The sequence below is a fragment of the Nonomuraea sp. NPDC003560 genome, from assembly GCF_042878785.1.
Taxonomy (GTDB): domain Bacteria; phylum Actinomycetota; class Actinomycetes; order Streptosporangiales; family Streptosporangiaceae; genus Nonomuraea.
Genome location: NZ_JBIAOF010000001.1, coordinates 994,271 through 1,014,161, shown reverse-complemented (window position 1 = coordinate 1,014,161; position 19,891 = coordinate 994,271). Strand labels below are relative to the sequence as shown.

Annotated in this window: 27 protein-coding genes; 18 read left to right on the top strand and 9 right to left on the bottom strand. The window is 73.5% G+C overall.

Annotated features, from left to right (window positions below; genetic code table 11):
• Positions 1 to 54 precede the first annotated feature (54 nt).
• Together ACFYUV_RS04890 and ACFYUV_RS04885 are read right to left on the bottom strand one after the other, a co-directional pair.
• Positions 55 to 237, bottom strand: coding sequence for a hypothetical protein (locus tag ACFYUV_RS04890; RefSeq protein WP_387664939.1), 183 nt, complete (start codon positions 235 to 237; stop codon positions 55 to 57).
• Between the two features lie 91 nt (positions 238 to 328).
• Positions 329 to 937, bottom strand: a complete 609-nt coding sequence (locus tag ACFYUV_RS04885; protein WP_358285587.1) for a TetR/AcrR family transcriptional regulator — start codon at positions 935 to 937, stop codon at positions 329 to 331.
• A gap of 103 nt (positions 938 to 1,040) precedes the next feature.
• Here ACFYUV_RS04885 and ACFYUV_RS04880 point away from each other — a divergent pair, with 103 nt between their 5' ends.
• Both ACFYUV_RS04880 and ACFYUV_RS04875 read left to right on the top strand, forming a co-directional pair.
• The gene (locus tag ACFYUV_RS04880) at positions 1,041 to 2,414 is read left to right on the top strand and encodes an APC family permease (protein ID WP_387664936.1); all 1,374 of its coding nucleotides are present in this window, start codon (positions 1,041 to 1,043) and stop codon (positions 2,412 to 2,414) included.
• On the top strand, positions 2,411 to 3,061 hold the full coding sequence (locus tag ACFYUV_RS04875; RefSeq protein WP_387664934.1) for an NAD-dependent epimerase/dehydratase family protein: 651 nt from the start codon (positions 2,411 to 2,413) through the stop codon (positions 3,059 to 3,061). Before ACFYUV_RS04880 ends, ACFYUV_RS04875 begins: the two co-directional genes overlap by 4 nt.
• On the opposite strand, the gene ACFYUV_RS04870 is transcribed toward ACFYUV_RS04875, so the two are convergent.
• Complete coding sequence (locus ACFYUV_RS04870; protein WP_387664932.1) at positions 3,048 to 4,292, bottom strand: MFS transporter; 1,245 nt, start codon at positions 4,290 to 4,292, stop codon at positions 3,048 to 3,050. The genes ACFYUV_RS04875 and ACFYUV_RS04870 overlap by 14 nt on opposite strands.
• An 84-nt stretch (positions 4,293 to 4,376) precedes the next feature.
• Between ACFYUV_RS04870 and ACFYUV_RS04865 the strand changes: the two genes are divergently transcribed.
• The 9 genes from ACFYUV_RS04865 to ACFYUV_RS04825 all read left to right on the top strand — a co-directional run bounded on the left by ACFYUV_RS04865 (position 4,377) and on the right by ACFYUV_RS04825 (position 11,033).
• Positions 4,377 to 4,913, top strand: coding sequence for a CGNR zinc finger domain-containing protein (locus tag ACFYUV_RS04865; RefSeq protein WP_387664930.1), 537 nt, complete (start codon positions 4,377 to 4,379; stop codon positions 4,911 to 4,913).
• A gap of 79 nt (positions 4,914 to 4,992) precedes the next feature.
• Entirely contained in the window at positions 4,993 to 6,084 is a 1,092-nt protein-coding gene (locus ACFYUV_RS04860; RefSeq protein ID WP_358285574.1) for an LLM class flavin-dependent oxidoreductase, read from the top strand.
• A 25-nt stretch (positions 6,085 to 6,109) separates the two neighbouring features.
• Entirely contained in the window at positions 6,110 to 6,745 is a 636-nt protein-coding gene (locus ACFYUV_RS04855; RefSeq protein ID WP_387664927.1) for an FMN reductase, read from the top strand.
• Positions 6,746 to 6,844: 99 nt separating this feature from the next.
• Positions 6,845 to 7,519, top strand: a complete 675-nt coding sequence (locus tag ACFYUV_RS04850; protein ID WP_387664924.1) for a chitosanase — start codon at positions 6,845 to 6,847, stop codon at positions 7,517 to 7,519.
• 50 nt (positions 7,520 to 7,569) lie between these two features.
• Positions 7,570 to 8,082, top strand: a complete 513-nt coding sequence (locus ACFYUV_RS04845; protein WP_387664922.1) for a hypothetical protein — start codon at positions 7,570 to 7,572, stop codon at positions 8,080 to 8,082.
• Between the two features lie 28 nt (positions 8,083 to 8,110).
• A complete protein-coding gene (locus tag ACFYUV_RS04840; protein WP_387664919.1) occupies positions 8,111 to 8,716 on the top strand; it encodes a cyclodeaminase/cyclohydrolase family protein in 606 nt (201 codons plus the stop codon).
• A complete protein-coding gene (locus tag ACFYUV_RS04835; protein ID WP_358285564.1) occupies positions 8,713 to 9,540 on the top strand; it encodes a bifunctional 5,10-methylenetetrahydrofolate dehydrogenase/5,10-methenyltetrahydrofolate cyclohydrolase in 828 nt (275 codons plus the stop codon). The genes ACFYUV_RS04840 and ACFYUV_RS04835 overlap by 4 nt, the downstream gene beginning before the upstream one ends.
• A gap of 29 nt (positions 9,541 to 9,569) precedes the next feature.
• A complete protein-coding gene (locus ACFYUV_RS04830; RefSeq protein ID WP_387664916.1) occupies positions 9,570 to 10,256 on the top strand; it encodes a type 1 glutamine amidotransferase in 687 nt (228 codons plus the stop codon).
• A gap of 111 nt (positions 10,257 to 10,367) precedes the next feature.
• Complete coding sequence (locus ACFYUV_RS04825) at positions 10,368 to 11,033, top strand: endonuclease V (protein ID WP_387664913.1); 666 nt, start codon at positions 10,368 to 10,370, stop codon at positions 11,031 to 11,033.
• 148 nt (positions 11,034 to 11,181) lie between these two features.
• Here ACFYUV_RS04825 and ACFYUV_RS04820 read toward each other — a convergent pair whose 3' ends face one another.
• On the bottom strand, positions 11,182 to 11,553 hold the full coding sequence (locus ACFYUV_RS04820) for a hypothetical protein (protein ID WP_387664911.1): 372 nt from the start codon (positions 11,551 to 11,553) through the stop codon (positions 11,182 to 11,184).
• A gap of 123 nt (positions 11,554 to 11,676) precedes the next feature.
• On the bottom strand, positions 11,677 to 12,330 hold the full coding sequence (locus ACFYUV_RS04815) for an NADPH-dependent F420 reductase (protein WP_387664909.1): 654 nt from the start codon (positions 12,328 to 12,330) through the stop codon (positions 11,677 to 11,679).
• 89 nt (positions 12,331 to 12,419) lie between these two features.
• Between ACFYUV_RS04815 and ACFYUV_RS04810 the strand changes: the two genes are divergently transcribed.
• From ACFYUV_RS04810 to ACFYUV_RS04795, 4 genes are all read left to right on the top strand, one after another.
• On the top strand, positions 12,420 to 12,776 hold the full coding sequence (locus ACFYUV_RS04810; RefSeq protein WP_387664906.1) for a winged helix-turn-helix transcriptional regulator: 357 nt from the start codon (positions 12,420 to 12,422) through the stop codon (positions 12,774 to 12,776).
• Positions 12,777 to 12,857: 81 nt separating this feature from the next.
• Positions 12,858 to 13,076, top strand: a complete 219-nt coding sequence (locus ACFYUV_RS04805; RefSeq protein WP_387664904.1) for a hypothetical protein — start codon at positions 12,858 to 12,860, stop codon at positions 13,074 to 13,076.
• Between the two features lie 332 nt (positions 13,077 to 13,408).
• Positions 13,409 to 14,017 carry a TIGR00645 family protein gene (locus ACFYUV_RS04800; protein WP_387665320.1) on the top strand — a complete coding sequence of 203 codons (609 nt, stop codon included), beginning with the start codon at positions 13,409 to 13,411 and terminating at the stop codon, positions 14,015 to 14,017.
• A 119-nt stretch (positions 14,018 to 14,136) separates the two neighbouring features.
• A complete protein-coding gene (locus ACFYUV_RS04795; RefSeq protein WP_352361246.1) occupies positions 14,137 to 14,271 on the top strand; it encodes a hypothetical protein in 135 nt (44 codons plus the stop codon).
• Positions 14,272 to 14,390: 119 nt separating this feature from the next.
• Here ACFYUV_RS04795 and ACFYUV_RS04790 read toward each other — a convergent pair whose 3' ends face one another.
• Positions 14,391 to 15,194, bottom strand: a complete 804-nt coding sequence (locus ACFYUV_RS04790; protein WP_387664902.1) for an HAD hydrolase family protein — start codon at positions 15,192 to 15,194, stop codon at positions 14,391 to 14,393.
• Positions 15,195 to 15,244: 50 nt separating this feature from the next.
• Here ACFYUV_RS04790 and ACFYUV_RS04785 point away from each other — a divergent pair, with 50 nt between their 5' ends.
• The gene (locus ACFYUV_RS04785; RefSeq protein ID WP_387664900.1) at positions 15,245 to 15,628 is read left to right on the top strand and encodes a hypothetical protein; all 384 of its coding nucleotides are present in this window, start codon (positions 15,245 to 15,247) and stop codon (positions 15,626 to 15,628) included.
• Positions 15,629 to 15,649: 21 nt separating this feature from the next.
• On the opposite strand, the gene ACFYUV_RS04780 is transcribed toward ACFYUV_RS04785, so the two are convergent.
• On the bottom strand, positions 15,650 to 16,126 hold the full coding sequence (locus ACFYUV_RS04780; RefSeq protein WP_387664898.1) for a DUF2283 domain-containing protein: 477 nt from the start codon (positions 16,124 to 16,126) through the stop codon (positions 15,650 to 15,652).
• A 127-nt stretch (positions 16,127 to 16,253) separates the two neighbouring features.
• Here ACFYUV_RS04780 and pyrF point away from each other — a divergent pair, with 127 nt between their 5' ends.
• Positions 16,254 to 17,060, top strand: a complete 807-nt coding sequence (gene pyrF, locus ACFYUV_RS04775) for an orotidine-5'-phosphate decarboxylase (RefSeq protein WP_387664896.1) — start codon at positions 16,254 to 16,256, stop codon at positions 17,058 to 17,060.
• On the opposite strand, the gene ACFYUV_RS04770 is transcribed toward pyrF, so the two are convergent.
• Complete coding sequence (locus tag ACFYUV_RS04770) at positions 17,041 to 18,717, bottom strand: 2-isopropylmalate synthase (protein WP_387665318.1); 1,677 nt, start codon at positions 18,715 to 18,717, stop codon at positions 17,041 to 17,043. The genes pyrF and ACFYUV_RS04770 overlap by 20 nt on opposite strands.
• A gap of 202 nt (positions 18,718 to 18,919) precedes the next feature.
• On the opposite strand from ACFYUV_RS04770, the gene ACFYUV_RS04765 reads away from it, so the two are divergent.
• Entirely contained in the window at positions 18,920 to 19,618 is a 699-nt protein-coding gene (locus tag ACFYUV_RS04765; RefSeq protein ID WP_387664893.1) for a FadR/GntR family transcriptional regulator, read from the top strand.
• Positions 19,619 to 19,663: 45 nt separating this feature from the next.
• Here the strand turns inward: ACFYUV_RS04765 and ACFYUV_RS04760 are convergent, their stop codons facing one another.
• Positions 19,664 to 19,882 carry a hypothetical protein gene (locus ACFYUV_RS04760; RefSeq protein WP_387664890.1) on the bottom strand — a complete coding sequence of 73 codons (219 nt, stop codon included), beginning with the start codon at positions 19,880 to 19,882 and terminating at the stop codon, positions 19,664 to 19,666.
• Positions 19,883 to 19,891: the final 9 nt, after the last annotated feature.

The following is a 19,891-nucleotide window of genomic DNA, read 5'->3' as shown; positions in this document are numbered from 1 at the left end:
GCGGCCGTCCCGCGCCGGAGGATTGGACGAATGTTCCCTCTTGTTGCTGCCGGGCTACACGTTCGCCGACATCGAGAACCAGATGTAGCCGACAGTGGCCAGGAGCTCCGTGGGCATCCAGCCCAACCGCCAGATGCTCCAGGCCACCAGTCCGTAGCCGGTGAGGGCCGCTGCGCAGAGCACGGTCAGCCCGAGGGCGGCGTACCTGCGCGTGCCGGGATCAGGGAGGGACGTCACGGGCCGATGATCGCACGGCGTCGCGGCCGCCGGTAGACGCGCCGGAGGCGGGAGGGCGGATGGGGTGTGGCGCCCGGACGGAGGGGTGGGGTCACGTGCGGGTCAGGGGGCAGTGGGTGGCGTCTGTGGCGTAGGACAGGAGGAGGTCGCGGGCCGTCTCCGTGTCGAACGGCTGCACCGCGTCCAGCAGGTGCAACCCCAGCCCGTCCTCCAGCGCCACCAGGTTCCGGGCGATCGTCATGGCGTCCCGGGTCAGCGTGAAGACGCCGGTCGCCGACCCCGCCTCCAGGATCGCGGCGTACAGGGCCACCTGCCGCTCGTACAGCCTGATGTGCTGGGCCGCGTACGCCGGGTCGCGCCGGGCGTGCGCCCCCAGCTCGTACAACAGCACGCACAACTCGTCGCCCGGACCCGCGGGCAGGCCGCTGCCGATGGTGATGACCAGGCGCCGCCGCAGGTCGGGCTCGCGGGCGGCGGCGGCCTCGCGGGCGGCGCAGAACCGGTCGACCGCCTCGCGCTGCACCTCCTGCAGCAGGCCGGCCATGCTCGGGAAGTAGTACAGCACCGACCCCGCCGACATGCCGGCGACCTCGGCGACGTCGCGCAGCCGCAGGTCGAGGATGCCGCGTTCGAGCACCGCCCGGCGGGCGGCGGAGACGAGTTCGGCCCGCTTCTCCCGGGCCCGGCTGGGTCGCGCCATGGCCGCGATTCTTCATAGACACTTCAAAAAACGCAAGCCATCCTTGACGAACGCCCCCGATAGTTCTTTGATACTCGCTCAAGGAACCCCCCAAGGAGGCGTCGTGGCATCAACGGCCGCCCATCCACACCTGCACCGGGGACTCAAGCTCCTCGGCACCCTCCTCCTCACCCTGTCCGCCATCACCCCCGCGTCCTCGGTCTTCATCATCGCCCCCGGCGTGATCTCCCAGGCCGGCAGCGGCGCGATCCTCAGCTACCTGGCCGGCGCCGTCGTGGGCGTGTTCATGGCCTTCGTCTACGCCGAGCTGGGCTCGGCGTTCCCGCTCACCGGCGGCGAGTACGCCATCACCGCCCGGACGCTCGGCCGGCTGCCCGGCTTCGTGGTGCTCGGGCTGATCCTCATCACGCAGCTGCTCATCATCGCCGTCATCGCGCTGGGCGTGGGCGCTTACCTGTCGGTCGTCCTCCCGGGACTGGACGGGCCGCTGGTGGCGGCCGTGACGTGCCTGCTCACCACCGTCGTGGCGGTCTTCGACATCAAGCTGAACGCCTGGGTGACCGGGGTGTTCCTGGCCATCGAGATGATCGCGCTGGTGGTCGTGGCGGCGCTCGGCCTGTTCAGTCCGCAGCGCTCGCCGGTCGAGCTGATCACCCATCCGGTGGTGGCCGGGGACGGCGGCGCGCTGGTGCCCGCCTCGCTGGGCCTGATCGGCGCGGCGACCGCGGTGGCGATCTTCTCCTACAACGGGTACGGCTCGGCGGTCTACTTCGGCGAGGAGGTGCACGACGCGCCGAAGAGCATCGCCAGGACCGTGCTGTGGGCGCTGGGCGTCACCGTGGCGGCCGAGCTGGTGCCGGTGACGGCGGTGCTGGTGGGCGCGCCGTCGCTGGAGGGCCTGTTCGGCGCGGAGAACATGATGCAGTACTTCGTCACCGCCCGCGCCGGGTCCGTGGCCAACACGGTGATCTCCCTGGCCGTGGCGCTGGCCATCCTCAACGCCGTGCTGGCCATCATCCTCATCACCTCGCGCATGTTGTTCAGCACCGGACGGGACCGCGCCTGGCCCGCGCCGGTCAGCCGCCTGCTGTCGTCGATCCACGCCCGGTACGGCTCGCCGTGGGTGGCCACGGTGCTGACCGGCGTGGTCAGCGCGGCCTGCTGCTTCATCGACGAGCGCTTCCTGCTGGTGGTGACCGGCACCTCGATCGTGGCCGTGTACGCGGCGCTGTGCCTGGGCGCGATCGCCGGGCGGCGCAACGGCACGACCGGCCACGCGGCGTACCGGATGCCATGGTTCCCGCTCGCGCCGGTGCTGGCGCTGGCCGCGCTGGCGTACGTGATCTACCTCAACGCGCTGGACCCGGCGATCGGCCGGCCCAGCCTGTACGTCACCGCCGGGATCGCGGTGGTGTCGGCGGCGTACTATCTGGGGGTGCTGCGGCGGCGCGGCGGGTGGGATCTGGCTGAACCATGAGAGTGATCATCTTCGGGGCGACCGGCATGGTCGGGCGCGGCGTGCTCAGGGAGTGCCTGCTCGACGAGCGCGTGACGGCCGTGCTCACGGTCGGCCGGTCGCCCACGGGGACGGTCCACCCCAAGCTGCGCGAGCTGCTCCATTCCGACCTGTCGGACCTGTCGGCCGTCGAGGACGAGCTGTCCGGCTACGACGCCTGCTTCTTCTGCCTCGGCGTGTCCGCGGCGGGCATGAGCGAGCAGGAGTACCGGCGGGTCACCTACGACTACACGCTGGCGGCCGGCACCACGCTGGCCCGGCTCAGCCCGTCCTCGACCTTCGTCTACGTCTCGGGCGCCGGCACCGACGCGCACGGCCGCGCGATGTGGGCCAGGGTGAAGGGCGCGACGGAGAACGCGCTGCTCGCGCTGCCGTTCCACGCCTACATGTTCCGTCCCGGCTACATCCAGCCGATGCACGGCGTGACCTCGCGCACCCGCTGGTACCGGCTGGCCTACGTCGTGGCCGCGCCGCTCTACCCGCTGCTGCGGCGGCTGTTCCCGGCGTCGGTGACGACGACCGAGCGCATCGGCCAGGCGATGATCACCGTGGCCGAGCGCGGCGCGCCCGAGCGGATCCTCGGCCCGGCGGCGATCAACGCCCTGTGACGGCGGCCCGCGGCACCGGCCGCACGGCCCCCGGGATCAGCGGCACGGCCAGCAGCGAGGCGAGCGCGGCCAGCCCCCACACCGCCTCCCACGAGGCGAGGCCGAGCACCACCGGGACGAGCAGCGGGGTCACGAAGCCCGAGGCGAAGCAGGCGGTGCCCTCCAGGCCGAGCGCGGTGCCCGCCCTGGCCGCGCCCGCCATGGCGGCGATCTCGGTGTAGGCGATGCCGTGCCAGGAGTTGGCCAGCAGGCCGCCGATCGCCAGGGCGGCGACGGTGAGCGGGGTGGGCGCCGAGGTGAGCACCGCGGCGGCGGCCATCGCGACGCCGGACAGCGTCCCGATGGCGCGGATCCAGGTGCGCCGCCCGCCGCGGCGGTCGGTGCGCCGGCCGGTCCAGATGCGCGCCGCGCCGCCGCCGAGCTGGGCGACGAGCACGGTGAGGGCGGCCAGGCCGGCGCCGGCCCCCTTGACGTCGTGCAGGAAGATCGCGGTGAAGGACAGCACGGCGAACTGCGGCACGGTGAGCAGCCCGCTGGCCAGCGCCACCCGCCACACGTCCCAGCGGCGCAGCGGCGAGGGGCCGGGCTCCGGGGCGGCGGCCGCGGCGGCGGGCGCCGGCTCGTGCAGCCAGCGCCAGGTGGCCGCCGCCGCCAGCAGGCAGAACACCGCCGGTACGGCGTAGACGGCGCGGAACCCGTACCGCTCGGCGAGCCAGGGCAGCAGGGCGACCCCGACCGCGCCGCCGACGGGGATGGCCGTCTGGCGGACGCTCATGGCCAGCCCCCGCTCGCCGTCGGCGAACCAGGTCATGACGGCCCGCCCGGAGGCGCCGTTCACGCTGCCGCCCAGCGCCCCGGCGGCCAGCAGGCACGCCGCCAGCAGGGCCACCCCGGCGTGCTCGGCCGGCGTGACGGCGGCGGCCATCACCGCCAGCAGCGCGCCCGTGGCGGTCAGCCCGGCCAGCAGCACGCGGCGGTCGCCCCAGCGGTCGGTGAGCATGCCCCACGCGATGTCGGAGGCCGCCACGCCCAGCCCCAGGCAGGACAGGACGAGGCCGAGCGAGCCCAGCGACAGGTGGTAGCCCGAGCGCATGGAGACCGCGGTCAGCGGGATGCCGGAGAACATGGCCGAGAAGCTGGCCTGGGCGCCGACGCCCACGGACAGCACGACCCATCGGTGCCGCGCGCCGAACCGGCGCGTCCCGCCGCCGACGGTGATGAGTGTCGCCACGATGCCCCCAAAGTAACCGGATTCAATGGTTAGAAACCTTGGCAGCGCCGGAAGTAACTTGTCAACGCGGTTACGATGGGCGTCGTGGACTTCACCTTCGTCAGCGGCAACCTCGGCCTCGACCTCGCCGGCACCATCGGCCACCGCCGGGGCGCGCGCATCGACCTGCTGGCCTCCCCCGCCGACCTGGCCCGCTGGACGGTCGCCGCCGGGCTCCTCGACGAGCCGCCCGAGACCGGCGACGACGCCCTGGCGCGGGCGACGGCCCTGCGCGAGGCGATCTACCGGCTGGCCGCGGCCGCCCGCGAGGGCAGCCCGTACGACCGGGCCGACCGCGACCTGCTCAACGAGACCGCCCGGCGCCCGCCCGCGGACGTCGCGCTCGAAGAGCGCGGCCTGCGGCGCGGCGGCGGCCTGCCCGGCGCGCTGTCCACGACGGCGCGCGCGGCGATCGAGCTGCTCGGCGGCCCGCAGGCGGAGCTGATCCGCGAGTGCGAGGCCGACCCCTGCACCCGCCTGTACGTCGACGCCTCCCACCGCCGCACCCGCCGCTGGTGCGACATGCGCGGCTGCGGCAACCGCGCCAAGGCCGCGGCCTTCCGCGCCCGCGCGGGCGCCTGACCGGGATGATGGAATAACGGCGGAGGCCGGGACGCTACGGTACCTGTCAAAGATTCAACAGTCATGGATGGTGACTAAAGTGCAGTTCGGAATCTTCAGCGTGGGCGACGTGACCACCGACCCCACCACCGGCAGGACCCCGACCGAGCACGAGCGGATCAAGGCGATGGTGGCGATCGCGCTCAAGGCCGAGGAGGTCGGCCTCGACGTGTTCGCGACGGGCGAGCACCACAACCCGCCGTTCGTGCCGTCCTCGCCGACCACCATGCTCGGCTACATCGCGGCCAGGACCGAGCGGCTGATCCTGTCCACCGCCACGACGTTGATCACGACCAACGACCCGGTCAAGATCGCCGAGGACTTCGCCATGCTCCAGCACCTGGCCGACGGCCGGGTGGACCTCATGCTGGGCCGTGGCAACACCGGGCCGGTCTACCCGTGGTTCGGGCAGGACATCCGCCAGGGCATCCCGCTGGCCGTGGAGAACTACGCGCTGCTGCACCAGCTCTGGCGCGAGGACGTCGTCGACTGGGAGGGCCGCTTCCGCACCCCGCTGCAGGGGTTCACCAGCACGCCGCGCCCGCTCGACGGGGTGCCGCCGTTCGTGTGGCACGGCTCGATCCGCAGCCCCGAGATCGCCGAGCAGGCCGCCTACTACGGTGACGGCTTCTTCGCCAACAACATCTTCTGGCCCAAGGAGCACTTCATCCGCCTGATCAACCTCTACCGCCGGCGCTACGCCCACTACGGGCACGGCACGCCCGAGCAGGCGATCGTCGGCCTGGGCGGCCAGGTGTTCATGCGCAAGAACTCCCAGGACGCGGTCCGCGAGTTCCGCCCCTACTTCGACAACGCCCCCGTGTACGGCCACGGGCCGTCGCTGGAGGAGTTCACCGCCGAGACCCCGCTCACCGTGGGCAGCCCGCAGCAGGTCATCGACCGGACGCTGGAGTTCCGCGAGTTCTTCGGCGACTACCAGCGCCAGCTGTTCCTCATGGACCACGCCGGCCTGCCACTGAAGACCGTGCTGGAGCAGCTCGACATCCTGGGCGAGGAGGTCGTGCCGGTGCTGCGCAAGGAGATGGCCAAGGACCGCCCGGCCGGCGTCCCGGACGCGCCGGCGCACGCCTCGCTGCTCCAGGCCCGTACGTCCCAGGCCGTCGAGGTCTGACCCCTCCAGGGAAGGAGATCCCCCCATGAAGCTCGTCGTCGTCACGGCCGGCCTGACCCAGCCGTCCTCCACCCGCCTGCTCGCCGACCGGCTGGCCGAGGCCACCCGGCGGCGGCTGGACGGCGCGGCCGAGGTGCGCGTGGTCGAGCTGCGCGACCTGGCCGTGGACATCGCCAACAACCTGGTGACCGGCTTCCCCGGCGCCCGGCTGCGCGAGGTGGTCGAGGCCGTGACGCAGGCCGACGGGCTCATCGCGGTCACGCCGACCTTCAGCGGCTCCTACAGCGGGCTGTTCAAGTCGTTCTTCGACGTCCTGGACAACACGGCCCTGGCGGGCACGCCCGTGCTGATCGCCGCCACGGGCGGCACCGCCCGCCACTCGCTCGTGCTGGAGCACGCGCTGCGCCCGCTGTTCGCCTACCTGCGGGCCGTGGTCGTGCCCACCGCCGTCTACGCCGCCTCGGAGGACTGGGGCGGCGGCGGCGACTCCTTCACCGACGGGCTCGGCGAGCGCATCGACCGGGCCGCCGGCGAGCTGGCCGGCCTGCTGGCGGGCCGCGCTCCCCGCCCGGTCACGGCTGAGGAAGAAGGCGGGGGCGGGGCTGACGACGAGGTCGTCCCGTTCGCGGAGCAACTCGCGGCTTTGCGCCCACTGCGCTAGTTTGCAGCGGTGCTGACCGCTACATGCCTCTCGCTGTCCCTTGCCTTGACCTGCGTCTCCCCCGCAGACCTCAACAACCCACACAAGAAGGACATCGCCATGCAGCTGGTGTCCAGCGCGGAGAACTCCTCGCTGGACTGGAAGGCCCAGTACGGCTACATCGAGGACATCAAGGACGAACGCGGCTACACCGCGGGCATCATCGGCTTCTGCTCCGGCACCGGCGACATGCTGGAGCTGGTCGAGCTCTACACCAGGCGCAAGCCCTCGAACGTGCTGGCCAAGTACCTGCCCGCGCTGCGCAGGGTCAACGGCACCGACTCCCACGAGGGCCTCGGCAAGCCGTTCGTCAAGGACTGGAAGAAGGCCGCGGCCGACCCCGTCTTCCGGCGGGCCCAGGACCACGAGCGCGACCGCGTCTACTTCGACCCGGCCGTCCGCCGGGCCAAGAAGGACGGCCTGCGGGCGCTCGGCCAGTTCGCCTACTACGACGCCATGGTCATGCACGGCCCCGGCTCCGACAAGCTCAGCTTCGGCGGCATCAGGAAGGCCGCGCTGGCCAAGGCCGCCTCCCCCGCCCGCGGCGGCGACGAGGTGGCCTACCTCAACGCGTTCCTCGACGCCAGGAAGGCCGCGATGAAGGCCGAGGACGCCCACGACGACACCACCCGGGTCGACACCATGCAGCGCGTCTTCCTCAGGAAGGGCAACCTCGACCTCAGGCCGCCGCTGACCTGGAAGGTGTACGGCGACAAATACACGATCAAGCACTGATCCGGCGATCAGGGTAGGTTGGTGCACAAGCCGAACAAACGGGGTTAATCATGTCCAACGGTGCCCGTCATGGTCTGGGAGTGGTCGCGGGGCTGCTCCTTCCCCCGCTGATCGCCGCCTGCCTCATGTACGGCATCGGCGAGCTCGGCCTGACCATGGCCACGCGGTTCAGGGTCTCCTGGATCGGGCTGGCCGTGATCGCGGCGGCCGGGGCCGGTCTGGCGTTCCTGGCCGGCTCGCGCCTGTCACCGATCGCCTCGCTGCTCGGCGGACTGGCCTACACCGCGCTCGGCCTGGTGCCCGCGGTGGAGCTGGGCGCCGGGTTCCGCGTCCTCCCCGACGGGCTGGTCACCGGCAGCCTGGGTGCGGGCCTGCAGACCACGATCTACACCGGGGTCATGCTGTTCCTCGGCGTGGCGCTGCTGGTCGTGTCGGCCTTCCCCTCGCGGTGGCGGTCCCCGGAGCGGCCGTCGGCCTACGCCTCCGAGTACGGCTCGGCGGGCTCGCCGTACCTGCCGCAGGGCACGCCGCACGACGTCACCAGGCCGATGCACCGCGAGTGAGCCCGGCCGGGCCTGGCAGAATGCGGCCATGCGCGACTCGAAGATCGTCGACTTCCTGGCCGAGCTGGCCGACAAGGTGCCCGCCCCCGGCGGCGGGGCCACCGCCGCCCTGCACGCGGCCCAGTCCGCGGCGCTGCTCGGCATGGTGGCCCGCTACACCACCGGCGAGCGGTACGCCGAACACGCCCAGACGGTCGCCGCGGTGATCGAGGAGACCGACGCCCTCCGCGCGCGGACGCTGCGGCTGGCCGAGGAGGACGCGGCCGCCTTCACCGCGGTCTCCGACGCCTACCGGCTGCCCAAGGGCGAGGAGCGCAGCGTCTCCATCGCCCGCGCCCTGGCCGGCGCGGCCGAGCCCCCGGCCCTGGTGGTGGCGGCCGCCACGCGCCTGGTCGAGCTCTGCGAGCTGCTGCTGCCGATCGGCAACCGCAACGTCGTCACCGACGTCGCCGCAGCGGCCGAGGCCGCCCGCGCCGCGCTCACCACCGCCCGGGTGAACGTCGAGGTCAATCTGCGGGGCATCAAGGACGAGCAGGTCCGCGAGCAGCTGACGGCCCGCCTGGCGGGCGTCGAGGCGGCCGTCGCCACGGCCGACCGGATCACCGCCGGGGTACGCGAGGAGATCGCCCGATGAGGACGCTGACCGGCCGCGACCTGGCCACCGCGATCAAGGCCCAGACGCAGGCCGAGGCCGCCGCCGGGCCGCAGCCCAGGCTGGCCGTCGTGGTCGCCACGGCCGACGAGGCCAGCCTGTGGTACGTCCGCTCGATCGCCAAGGCCGCCGCGGGCGTCGGCGTCGCCTGCGACATCGTCGACCTCGGCGCCGACGCCGACCCCGGCAGGATCCACGAGACGCTGGCCGGGCTCAGCGCCGACGACGCCGTCCACGGGGTCATGCTCCAGACGCCGCTGCCCGCCGGGGCCTCGGCGCAGGAGCTGGCCGCCGCCATCGACCCGCGCAAGGACGTCGACGGCGCGAACCCGCTCTCGCTCGGCCGCCTGGCCGCCGGGCTGCCCGCGTTCCCGCCCGCCACGGCGGCGGCCGTCATGGCCCTGCTCGACCACTACGAGGTGCCGCTCGAAGGGCGGCGGGCGGTGGTCGTCGGCCGCTCGACCGTGGTCGGCAAGCCGCTGGCCCATCTGCTGCTCGACCGGCACGCCACGGTCACCGTCTGCCATTCGCGCACCCGCGACCTGGCCGCCGTCACCGCCGGGGCCGAGGTGCTGGTGGCCGCCGTCGGCCGCGCCGGGCTGATCGGCGCCGCGCACGTCGCGCCGGGCGCGGTGGTCATCGACGTGGGCACCAACCCGACCGACGACGGCGGGCTCACCGGCGACGTCGACTTCGCGGCGGTCGCGGAGGTGGCCGGCGCGCTGACCCCGGTGCCCGGCGGCGTCGGCCCGGTGACGACCGCGCTGCTGCTGCGCCACACCGCCCGCGCGGCGAACCTGCCCTGAGCCCCGACATCCGAGAGTGGAGACCATCGATGGGTGACGTCCTGATCGTGCAGAACAGCAGGAGCGGCGGCCCGAGCCGGCTCGGCGACTGGCTGGAGGAGGCCGGGTTGCGGCTCGACGTGGTGCTCGCGCACGAGGGCGCCCCGCTGCCCGACCGGCTGGACCGGCACGACGCCATGATCATGCTCGGCGGCGGCTACCTGCCCTCCGAGGACGACCGGGCCCCGTGGCTGGCCGATGCCCGCCGGCTGGTGGGCCAGGCGCTGGCGGACGGCGTGCCGCTGTTCGGCATCTGCCTGGGCGGCCAGATGCTGGCCGAGGTGGCCGGCGGCGAGGTGACCGGCGACACCGGCGCGCCGGAGAACGGCAGCCTGCCGGTCACGATCCGGCCCGAGGCGGCCGACGACCCGCTGTTCCAGGGCCTGCCGCCGGTGGTGCCCGCGATCGAGCACCACAAGGACGCCGTCACCCGGCTGCCCGCCGGCGCGGTGTGGCTGGCCGAGACGCGCGCCTGCCCCTACCAGGCGTTCCGGGTGGGCGAGCGGGCGTGGGGGGTGCAGTTCCATCCCGAGGTGCTGCCCGCGCGCGTGCGCGAGTGGACGCCCGACGACTTCGACCCCGCGGAGGTCTACGCGGGCGCGGTGGCCGACGAGCCGGTCTCCACGCCGATCTGGCGCGAGGTGGCGACCCGCTTCGCCAAGATCGTCCACGCCTGACCGCCCGCCTTCGCAGTCGGAGGCGCTCTGCGGCCCTGCGTGCCCGATGGCCGGGGGCGGGTGGGGCGGGCGGCGGCCGGGGCGTGGGACGAATGGCCCTAACGTGGGGGAATGCGGGTAGACAGACTTCACGCCTGGCCGGCCGACGCGGCCGAGGCCGAGGCCGTCCAGGACCGGTTGCGCGGCCGCGTGGAACTGGCCGGGCCCACGGCCTTCCCTCTGGTGGCCGGTCTCGACGTGCACTACCACGGCGACGACGAGGTGACGGCGGCGGTGGTCGTCCTGGACGCGGCGACGCTGGAACCGGTCGAGCGGGCGGTGGCCCACGGCCGGGCCGCCTTCCCTTACGTGCCCGGCCTGTTCGCCTTCCGCGAGCTGCCCACCCTGGTGGAGGCGCTCGAACGTCTCGCCGTGACTCCCGACCTGCTGGTCTGCGACGGCCACGGGCTGGCCCACCCGCGCGGTTTCGGCCTGGCCTGCCATCTCGGCGTGCTGACCGGCCTGCCCGCGCTCGGTGTGGCCAAGACGCCGTTCGTGGGCGAGCACGAGCCGCCCGGCCGGGAGCGCGGGGACTGGACGCCGATCGTCCACGAGGGCGTCACGGTGGGCAGGGCACTACGCACGCGGCGGGACACCAAACCGGTCTACGTCTCCCAGGGCCACCGGATCGGCCTGGACACCGCGACGTCCCAGACGCTGCTGCTCACGCCGCGCTACCGGCTCCCCGAGCCGGTGCGCCAGGCCGACCACCTGGCCCGCCACCCCGCCGGGACCTGACCGCCCCCTCGACCGGCCCCGCCAGGAAGGCCGGGGCCCGAGGGCCGGCGCGGTAAGGCCGGCGCGGTAAGGCCGGCGCGGTAAGGCCGGCGCGGTAAGGCCGGCGCGGTAAGGCCGGCGCGGGGGTCAGTGTGGGGGGCGGCGCAGGTCAGCGGCGCCAGGCCCAGACGACGAGCCACACGCTGAGCCCGAAGATCGTCATGCCCAGTGGCACGTGCGCGGCCACCGCCCCCGACCCGCCGAGCATCGACTGCAGGAACCCGAGCAGCAGCACCCCCAGGCTGGCCAGCGCCGGCCAGCCCGCGCCGCGCCCCGGCCGCCACAGCAGCACGGCCGCGACGAGCTGGAGCAGCCCGAGCAGGTGGACGGCGCCCGCCCCGGCCCCGTGCAGTCCCGCGCCGGCCCCGCTCATGAGCTGCCCCGCCGTGACGGCCTGCAGGAGCACCGACAACATGCTGAGCGTGGCGAGGGCCTTGAACGCGGTCGGATACCCGCTCCCCTTGACGACCTGGGTGACCACTGGACTCTCCTTCGACCTCGGGTGGACGCCCCCCAGGATCGCGCCGCCGCCGGAGCCGGGCATCCGCCGCCCGTCGTCATCCTCGCTACGCCCAGCGTCGTACGCTCACGCCGGGTCGTACGTTCACGCCGGGTCGTGCGCCCCCGAGGAGGCCAGCGGGGGCAGGATCGCCTGGGCGTCCGCGCCGCCGAACCAGAGCCCGATCACGAACGCGGCCGTCGCCTCCAGCTGCACGGCCCGGTCCAGGCCGCCGCCGTCCAGCGGGGTGCAGCCCAGGTCGCGGACCAGGCCCCGGACCAGGTCGAGCGCCCGGACGTCGTCACCGCACAGGGGCACCGCCAGCGGGCGGCCGCCGAACACGGGCGGCGTCATCCGCCACACGTCCACGTGGCACAGGTTGAACGCCTTCACCACGTGCCCGCCCGTGAGGTCGGCGATCCGGCGGGCGAGCGGACGCGTGACGTCGTACCTGTCGGGGGCGGCGGCGTTCGTCACGTCGATGATCGGCTTGCCGCGCAGGGCCGGGCCGGCGGCGGCCAGCACGTCGCCCAGCCCCGCCTCCCGGACGCCCACCATCACCACCTCGCCGGACGCGGCCGCCTCCGCCCAGCTCCCCGACCGCGCCCCCGGGCGGCCTGCCTGGGCGTTCATGCTCTCCGCGCGGGCACGGGCGCGCTCGGGGTCGCGTCCGCTGACCGTCACCTCGTGCCCGGCCCTGATCCACTGCGTGCCGAGCGCGTCGGCCATGCCGCCGGCGCCCAGGATCCCGATCTTCATGTCGTCCTCCGTGCTGCGAAAGGGCTTTACTAGGACAAGGACTCTAGAAATCCCGTCACGCACCGATCGGTGCCTATCGGAGGCGTTACGTGTTCCTCGCCGACTGCCAGGCCAGACTGGCCTTCGACCTGATCGCCAACACCTGGAACGCGGTCGTCGTCTGGTCGCTGCGCCACGGCCCGCGCCGTCCCGGCGAGCTGCGCGCGCAGATCGGCGGCATCAGCCCCAAGGTGCTCACCGAGACGCTGCGCCGCCTGGAGTTCAACGGGCTGGTCGCCCGCCGCGCCTACGCCGAGGCCCCGCCCCGCGTCGAGTACGCGCTGACCGACCTGGGCCGCTCCCTGCTCGGCCCGATCGAGGCGTTCGGCGTGTGGGCCCACGACCACGCCGAGGACGTCATGGACGCCCAGGACCGCTGGACGGACTCGAACTCCCCCGCTTCATGAGGATTCTTTAACGCAGCGTTACTGAGTAATTACTCTGGGTAGCAAGTCGGTGGTTGATCCCACCATCCCCAGGAGGTACTCATGCCTGACGTCCAACGCCGACGCGCCGCCGTCATCGGAGGCGCGCTGACCGCGGCCCTCGCCGCCGCCCTCTTCGCGGCGCCCGCGTCCGCCGTCGTCGATCCCGCCACCGCGGTCCCGTGCGCGGCCGAGGCCGCCGCGGGCCTGGCCGCCCTGGTGGACCCGGCGGCCCCCCAGGCGCCGACCGAGATCCCCGCGGCGGGCTGCCTGCATCCCTGACCGGCCGGCCACCGCGCGGGCGGTGCGGCGAGCCACGCCGCACCCCCGCCACCGGCCCTGCCCCTCCGACAGCTCCGACAGCTCCGACAGCTCCGACAGCTCCGACAGCTCCGACAGCGCAATCCCCGTGCCCGACCAGCAGCAGTCGAGGAGTCCCCATTGAAGTTCCGAATCCTGACCAGCGCAGCGGTCCTCGCTCTGGCGGCGGCGGCCGCCGTTCCCCCAATCGCCCTCGGGTCAGGGGGCCGAAACGATCCGGGGAACATCAATGTCCAGGCCATCGTCGACCGGGTCAACATCTTCACGTCGTAGTGAGGCCACCACAGTTGACCGTGGCCGAGTCCGGGTCCGCTCCCCGGCCGCGGAACACGCTGGACCACATCGGCTACGTCATGTTCCTCAGCCGGTGGATACAGGCGCCGCTCTACCTCGGGCTGATCGTCGCCCAGGTCGTCTACGTGTGGCGGTTCATGGTCGAACTCGCCCACCTGGTCGAACTCGGGTTCGGCGGCAACCCCCCGGAGACCACGATCATGCTGATCGTCCTCGGGCTCGTCGACGTCGTGATGGTCTCGAACCTGCTGATCATGGTGATCATCGGCGGCTACGAGACCTTCGTCTCACGGCTGCGCATCGACGGCCATCCCGATCAGCCGGAGTGGTTGTCCCATGTCAATGCAAACGTCCTCAAAGTCAAGCTGGCCATGGCGATCATCGGGATCTCGGGGGTGCACCTCCTGCAGATCTTCATCAACGCCGCCCGGCCGGCCATCACCGACAGGGAACTCGTATGGAAGACATTGATCCATCTCACCTTCGTGGTCTCGGCGCTGGCGCTGGCCGTGATGGATCGCATCATGGCGGGCGGGCGGCACGTCCAGCAGGCGCACCGGGACCAGCAGCCCGGCGGCGTCGCACAGGAGCGGGTCGCCGCCGCCTAGCGATCGCACTGGCGGCCGGCGCGGGGCTGCTGGCCGGCGCGGGCTGGGCGGCGTCGGCGGCACCGGCGTACGCCTCGGCCGCGGCGCCTGCCCAGGGGCCGCGGCCGCTCATCGGCGACGTGGTCGTCTTCAACGACGAGATCGTCGAGCCGGTGTCGCTCCCGGTGAGCACCTGCGGCGGCCTGCTGCCGGTGCTGAGCGGCGCCCCCACCGGATGCGAGGGCACGTCCAGGGTGTCGGACGACGACGCCTGACATCCCCGGCGCCCGCCCGCGGGGGCGGGCGGGCGCCGGACCCCGGCCGGGTCAGCCGTAGAGGCGTTCGAGAACCTCGGCCGGGTCAGCCGTAGAGGCGTTCGAGAACCTCGGCCGGGTCAGCCGTAGAGGCGTTCGAGGACCTCGGCCACGCCGTCCTCGTCGTTGGAGGACGTGCGGTGCCCGGCCGTGGCCAGCACCAGCGGGTGGGCGTTGGCCATCGCGTAACCGGCCCCGGCGAAGGTCAGCACGGCCAGGTCGTTGGGCATGTCGCCGAACGCCACCACCTCGGCGGGCGCGACGCCGCGTGCCAGGCACAGCTCGGCCAGCATGCCCGCCTTGGTCACGCCCAGCGCGCTGACCTCCAGGAGCCCCGGCACCCCGGAGTGGGTGACCTCGGCCAGCTCCCCCACGGCCGCCGCAGCCAGGGCCGACATCTCGTCGAGGGTGTGCGCGGGCGAGAGCACCAGGAGCTTGACGATCGGCTCGCCCGCCTCGCACGCCGAGGCCACCTCCCGGTAGTGCGCCACGTCGTGCTCGACCCGTCTGGTGTAGCCGGCCTCGGTGAGCACGCCCGTGCCGGTCTCGACGGCGAAGGCCGCCCCGGGCAGGGCCGCGGCCAGGCTGTCGGCCACCTTCCTGGCGGCCTGCGGCTCGATCGTGCGGCTGGCCACGATCCGCGCGGCGGCCAGGTCGTACAGGAGGGCGCCGTTGCTGCAGATCGCGAGGCCCGTCAGGCCCGCCTGGCCGGCGATGGCGCGGATGGAGCGCGGCGGGCGGGCGGTCACGAAGACGATCTCCGCTCCGGCGGCGCGGGCCAGGCCCAGGGCCTGCCGGGTGCGCGGGGAGACGACTCCGGCGGAGGTCAGGAGGGTGCCGTCGAGATCGGTGGCCACGATGCGGGGCGGGGTGGCGGAGGTCACGTCCCCACCGTAGATCCCGGCCGGGAGGGGGGCAGGAGTAGGGTGCCCTCGTGTCTTCCAATTCGGGGCGTTTCGCCCGATCCGGCCCGCGTCCGGACGACCGGGTCGCCTCCGCCTTCCGGTTCGCGTCGGAGCTGGTCGCCTGGGTCGCGACGCCGTGGGCGCTGCTTCCCGGTTCGGTGTGGCTGGCCGTGTTGTCGGTCGTGGTGCTGATCGGCCTGCCGACGGTGTTCGCCACGCCCGGCGACAAGCGGAGCGTGCTGGTCGCCGTGCCCGGGTTCGTGACGGTCGGGCTGGTCGCCCTGCAGCTCGTGGTGGCGGTGGCGGCGGCGTGGGTGGCCTGGCACGCGGTCGTGGCGGCGGTGGTCACCGTGCTGGCGGTGGTCACCGTGGTGCTGGAACTGCCGCGCTGGCGCTGGCTGCTGACGGGCTGAGCGGCCGCGCGTCCGGAGCTCTCAGAGGCGCATCTCGGCGGGGAGGCGGGTGGCGGCGTTGAGCAGCTCCAGGCCGAGCAGGTCGCCCGAGGCGCCGTAGTCGAGGACGACGTCCTCCGAGACGGTCTGCCGTACCGCCTCACCTGGCACGATTTCGTGTTTCATCGCGATATAGGCGATGTCTTGTTCCTTGTTCCAGCTGACGTACACGGTCCGGGTGAGCTGGCGGTCCGGCGGGGCGTCGTCCGGCCGGAGCAGGCCCTCCTTGGCCTCGTGCGACCCGGCCAGCGCCGCGCGTACCATGGCCAGCGCCACCTCGACCGCCTCCAGCGAGTCGCGCCCGGTCGCCCGGCGCTCGTGCTCCCACCCGGCCAGCCCGTCGATCCGGTACGGGCACGACCACTCCCCCGCCTCCTCGTACGGCATGCCGACGGCGACGGTCACCTCGCGCGGCGGGACGGTCTCCAGCACCAGCACCCGCTGGGCGATCTCGTACATGCCGCATCATCTACCCAGGCGCCCGCTTCCGGAAGACCCACGGCACGAGCCATATCATCCGGGGCCGATGCGTTCCGGCTTCCGGCGGCGGCGGGTTAGTGTGCGTTAGGGTCGCAAGGGGGCCTAGATGAACGAGTCGTTCGGCACACGCCTGCGTGCCAGGCTGGACAAATTCGGCCCGCTCTGTGTGGGCATCGATCCGAGCCCGGCGTTGCTCGACGCCTGGGGCCTCGACGACTCACCGGGCGGCCTTGAGCACTTCAGCCGCACGGTGGCCGACACGATCAGCGACGTGGCCGCCGTGGTCAAGCCGCAGTCGGCCTTCTACGAGCGCTGGGGCAGCCGCGGCGTCGCCGTCCTGGAACGCACCATCGCCGATCTGCGCGAGGCCGGCACGCTGGTGCTGCTCGACGCCAAGCGCGGCGACGTCGACACCACCATGGCCGCCTACGCCGAGGCTTACCTCGACCAGGGCAGCCCGCTGGCCGCCGACGCGGTGACGCTCAGCCCCTACCTGGGGTTCGGCTCGCTGGAGGTGGCGATCACCTCGGCGGTGGCCAACGACGCCGGCGTCTTCGTGCTGGCCCGCACCTCCAACCCGGCGGCGGCCGGGCTGCAGCAGCGGGTGGCCGACCTGGTGATCGCCGGGGCCGCCGCGGCCAACGCGGGTCACGAGCCGTTCGGGCCGGTGGGAGTGGTCATGGGCGCCACGCTGCCCGCGCTCGACCACTCCCTGGCCGACCTCAACGGCCCGATCCTGGCTCCCGGGCTCGGCGCGCAGGGCGCCTCACCCGCCGACGTGGCCCGGCTGTTCGCCCCGGTACGCGGCTCCGTCGTGCCGTCGGTCTCCCGGGCCGTGCTGGCCGACCCGCGACGGCTGCGGTCGAGGACCCTGCAGTACCGGGACGAGTGTGTCACGTACCTGACGTACTGAGCCGTTCGACGGCGGCCAGCACCGCCCGTACCGACGCGGTGAGCACGGAGGTGTCCTGACCGGCGCCCCAGCCGGTCACGCCCCCGACCCGGGCCTCCACGTACGCGACGGCGCTGCTGCCCGTCCCCGGGTCCACGGCGTGCTCGGCGTAGTGCAGGACGTCGACCTCGACGCCGTCCCCGGCCAGCGCGGCGGTCAGCGCGGACAGCGGCCCGTTGCCGGTGCCGCGCAGCACCCGCCCCGACTCCAGGACGCCCTCGAACTCGTGCGTCCCCGGCGCGGTCTCGGCCGTGCGCCAGGAGGCGAACCCGGAGCGCTCGCCGGGCGCGATGTAGGTGGCGTGGAAGAGCGTCCACAACTCGTCGGCGGTGATCTCCTCGCCGCTGTCGTCCGTGGCCCGCTGCACCGTCGCGGCGAAGTCGATCTGCAGGCGGCGCGGCAGGTCGAGGCCGTGGCGGGCGCCCAGCAGGTACGCGATGCCGCCCTTGCCCGACTGGCTGTTGACCCGGATGACCGCCTGGTAGCCGCGTCCCACGTCGGCCGGGTCGATGGGCAGGTACGGCACCTCCCACGGCGCCTGCTCCGGCGGCACGCCCAGCTCGGCGGCCCGCGCGGCGTGGTGGGCCAGGCCCTTGCCGATGGCGTCCTGGTGGGTGCCGGAGAAGGCGGTGTAGACCAGGTCGCCGGCGTAGGGGTGGCGGTCGTGCACGGGCAGGCGGTTGCAGTGCTCGACGACGCGCCGGATCTCGTCGATGGCGGAGAAGTCGATCATCGGGTCGACTCCCTGGGAGTGCAGGTTGAGCGCGAGGGTCACCAGGTCGACGTTGCCGGTGCGCTCGCCGTTGCCGAACAGGCAGCCCTCCACCCGCTGCGCGCCGGCGAGCACGGCCAGCTCGGCGCAGGCCACGCCGGTGCCGCGGTCGTTGTGCGGGTGCACCGACAAGATCACCGAGTCGCGGCGGTCGAGGTGGCGGTGCATGTACTCGATCTGGTCGGCGTACACGTTGGGGGTGGCGATCTCGACGGTCGCGGGCAGGTTGTGGATCACCGGGCGGTCCGGGGAGGCGTCCCAGAGGGCGGTCAGCTCGTTGCAGATCTCCAGCACGTAGTCGGGCTCGGTGAGGTTGAACACCTCGGGCGAGAACTCGAAGCGCACCGGGAGCCCGTCGGCCAGGCGGGCGACCTGGCCGGCCGCGTCCAGGACGAGCTTGCGCAGGGCGTCGCGGTCGTGGCCGAGCACCACGTTCCGCCAGGTGGGCGCGGTCGCGGTGTAGAGGTGCACGACCACGTCGGGCAGGCCGCGGATCGACTCGAAGGTGCGCTCGATCAGGTCCTGCCGGGCGGCGGTGAAGGCCACCACGGTCACGTCCTCGGGCACCGCGCCGGGTTCGGCCAGCTCCCTGAGGAAGTCGAAGTCGAGCCTGCTGGCCGACGGGTAGCCGACCTCGATCTCCTTGAAGCCCATGCGCACCTGGAGGTCGAACAGGCGGCGCTTGCGCGCCGGGTCCATCGGCTCGGCCAGCGCCTGGTTGCCGTCGCGCAGGTCGACCGGGACCCAGAGGGGGGCGGCGGTGATGCGGCGCGAGGGCCAGGCGCGCTCGCCGGTCAGGGGCACCTCGACCCGCTCGTGGGCGGGCCGGTAGCGGTGAGAGGGCATCGCGCTGGGGCGCTGCCGGTTCCATGCGTACACGTCTTCGTTCCTTCTTCGGCGGTCGGACGACCGGCAGCACCTCGCACGCCGCGGCGGGGTGCCGGTCCGGTCAGGCCCCGCCGCGGCGGCCGAGAAGAAGGAGACCGTACGACGACATGGCGGCTACACTAACCACAACACAGGTCCTCAGACAACCTGAGAGGTACGCATGCCGCTCGGCGCCCTCCGCCGCAGCCCCCTGGTCGACCAGGCCGTCCAGCACCTGCGCGAGCAGATCACCGCGGGCCACTGGCCGGTCGGCACCCGGCTGCCCGGCGAGAACGCGCTGGCCAAGACGCTCGGGGTGGGCCGGTCCACGGTCCGCGAGGCGCTGCGGGCGCTGGCCGGGGCGGGGCTCGTGCGGGCCCGTCAGGGCTCGGGGGTGTTCGTCATCGCCTCGGAGCCGGCCGAGGACTGGCCGGCGCGGCTGCGGCGGGCCGCGATCACCGACGTGTACGAGGTCCGCATGATGGTCGAGACCCAGGCGGCCAGGCTGGCGGCGGCCCGGCGTACCGACGAGGACGTCGCGGCGATGGAGGCCGCGCTCCAGGCCCGCGAACGGGCGGCGGGCGAGGACGACGCGGCGTTCGTCGACGCCGACATCGCGCTGCACGCGGCGGTCGTGGCGGCGGCGGGCAACCCGGTGCTCACGGACCTGTTCGCCGAGTTCGCGCCGGCGTTGCGGGAAGGGCTGATCGACATGGTGGGGCTGCTGGAGCTGCGCGGGCACGACCGCAACCCGGGGCACGACGCGCACGCCGCGCTGGTGGCGGCGGTCCGCGACGGCGACGCGACGGCGGCCGGCGACCTGCTGCAGGCCGAGCTGGAGCAGACCCTCGCCCGGCTGCACGCCGCACCCGGCGCCTGACCATCGCCAGGGTGGGCGGTCCCGGCGGGTGCGGCAGGCGGCAGGTCAGGCGGTGGGGCCGGCGTCGGGGCGGATGACGTCCTCGCCTTCCTCGTCCTCCTCGGGCGGCTCCTCCGGGACGGGCTCCTCCAGCTCGTCGGGCGGGTCCGCGGACAGGGGGCGGCGGGTCCTGGGCGATCCGGAGGCGGACCGCTCGGCGACCACGTCGCTCTCCCCCTCCACGCCTCCCACCGCCGCGGGCAGGTCGTCGGGCTTTCGGTTCATGGCCCCACC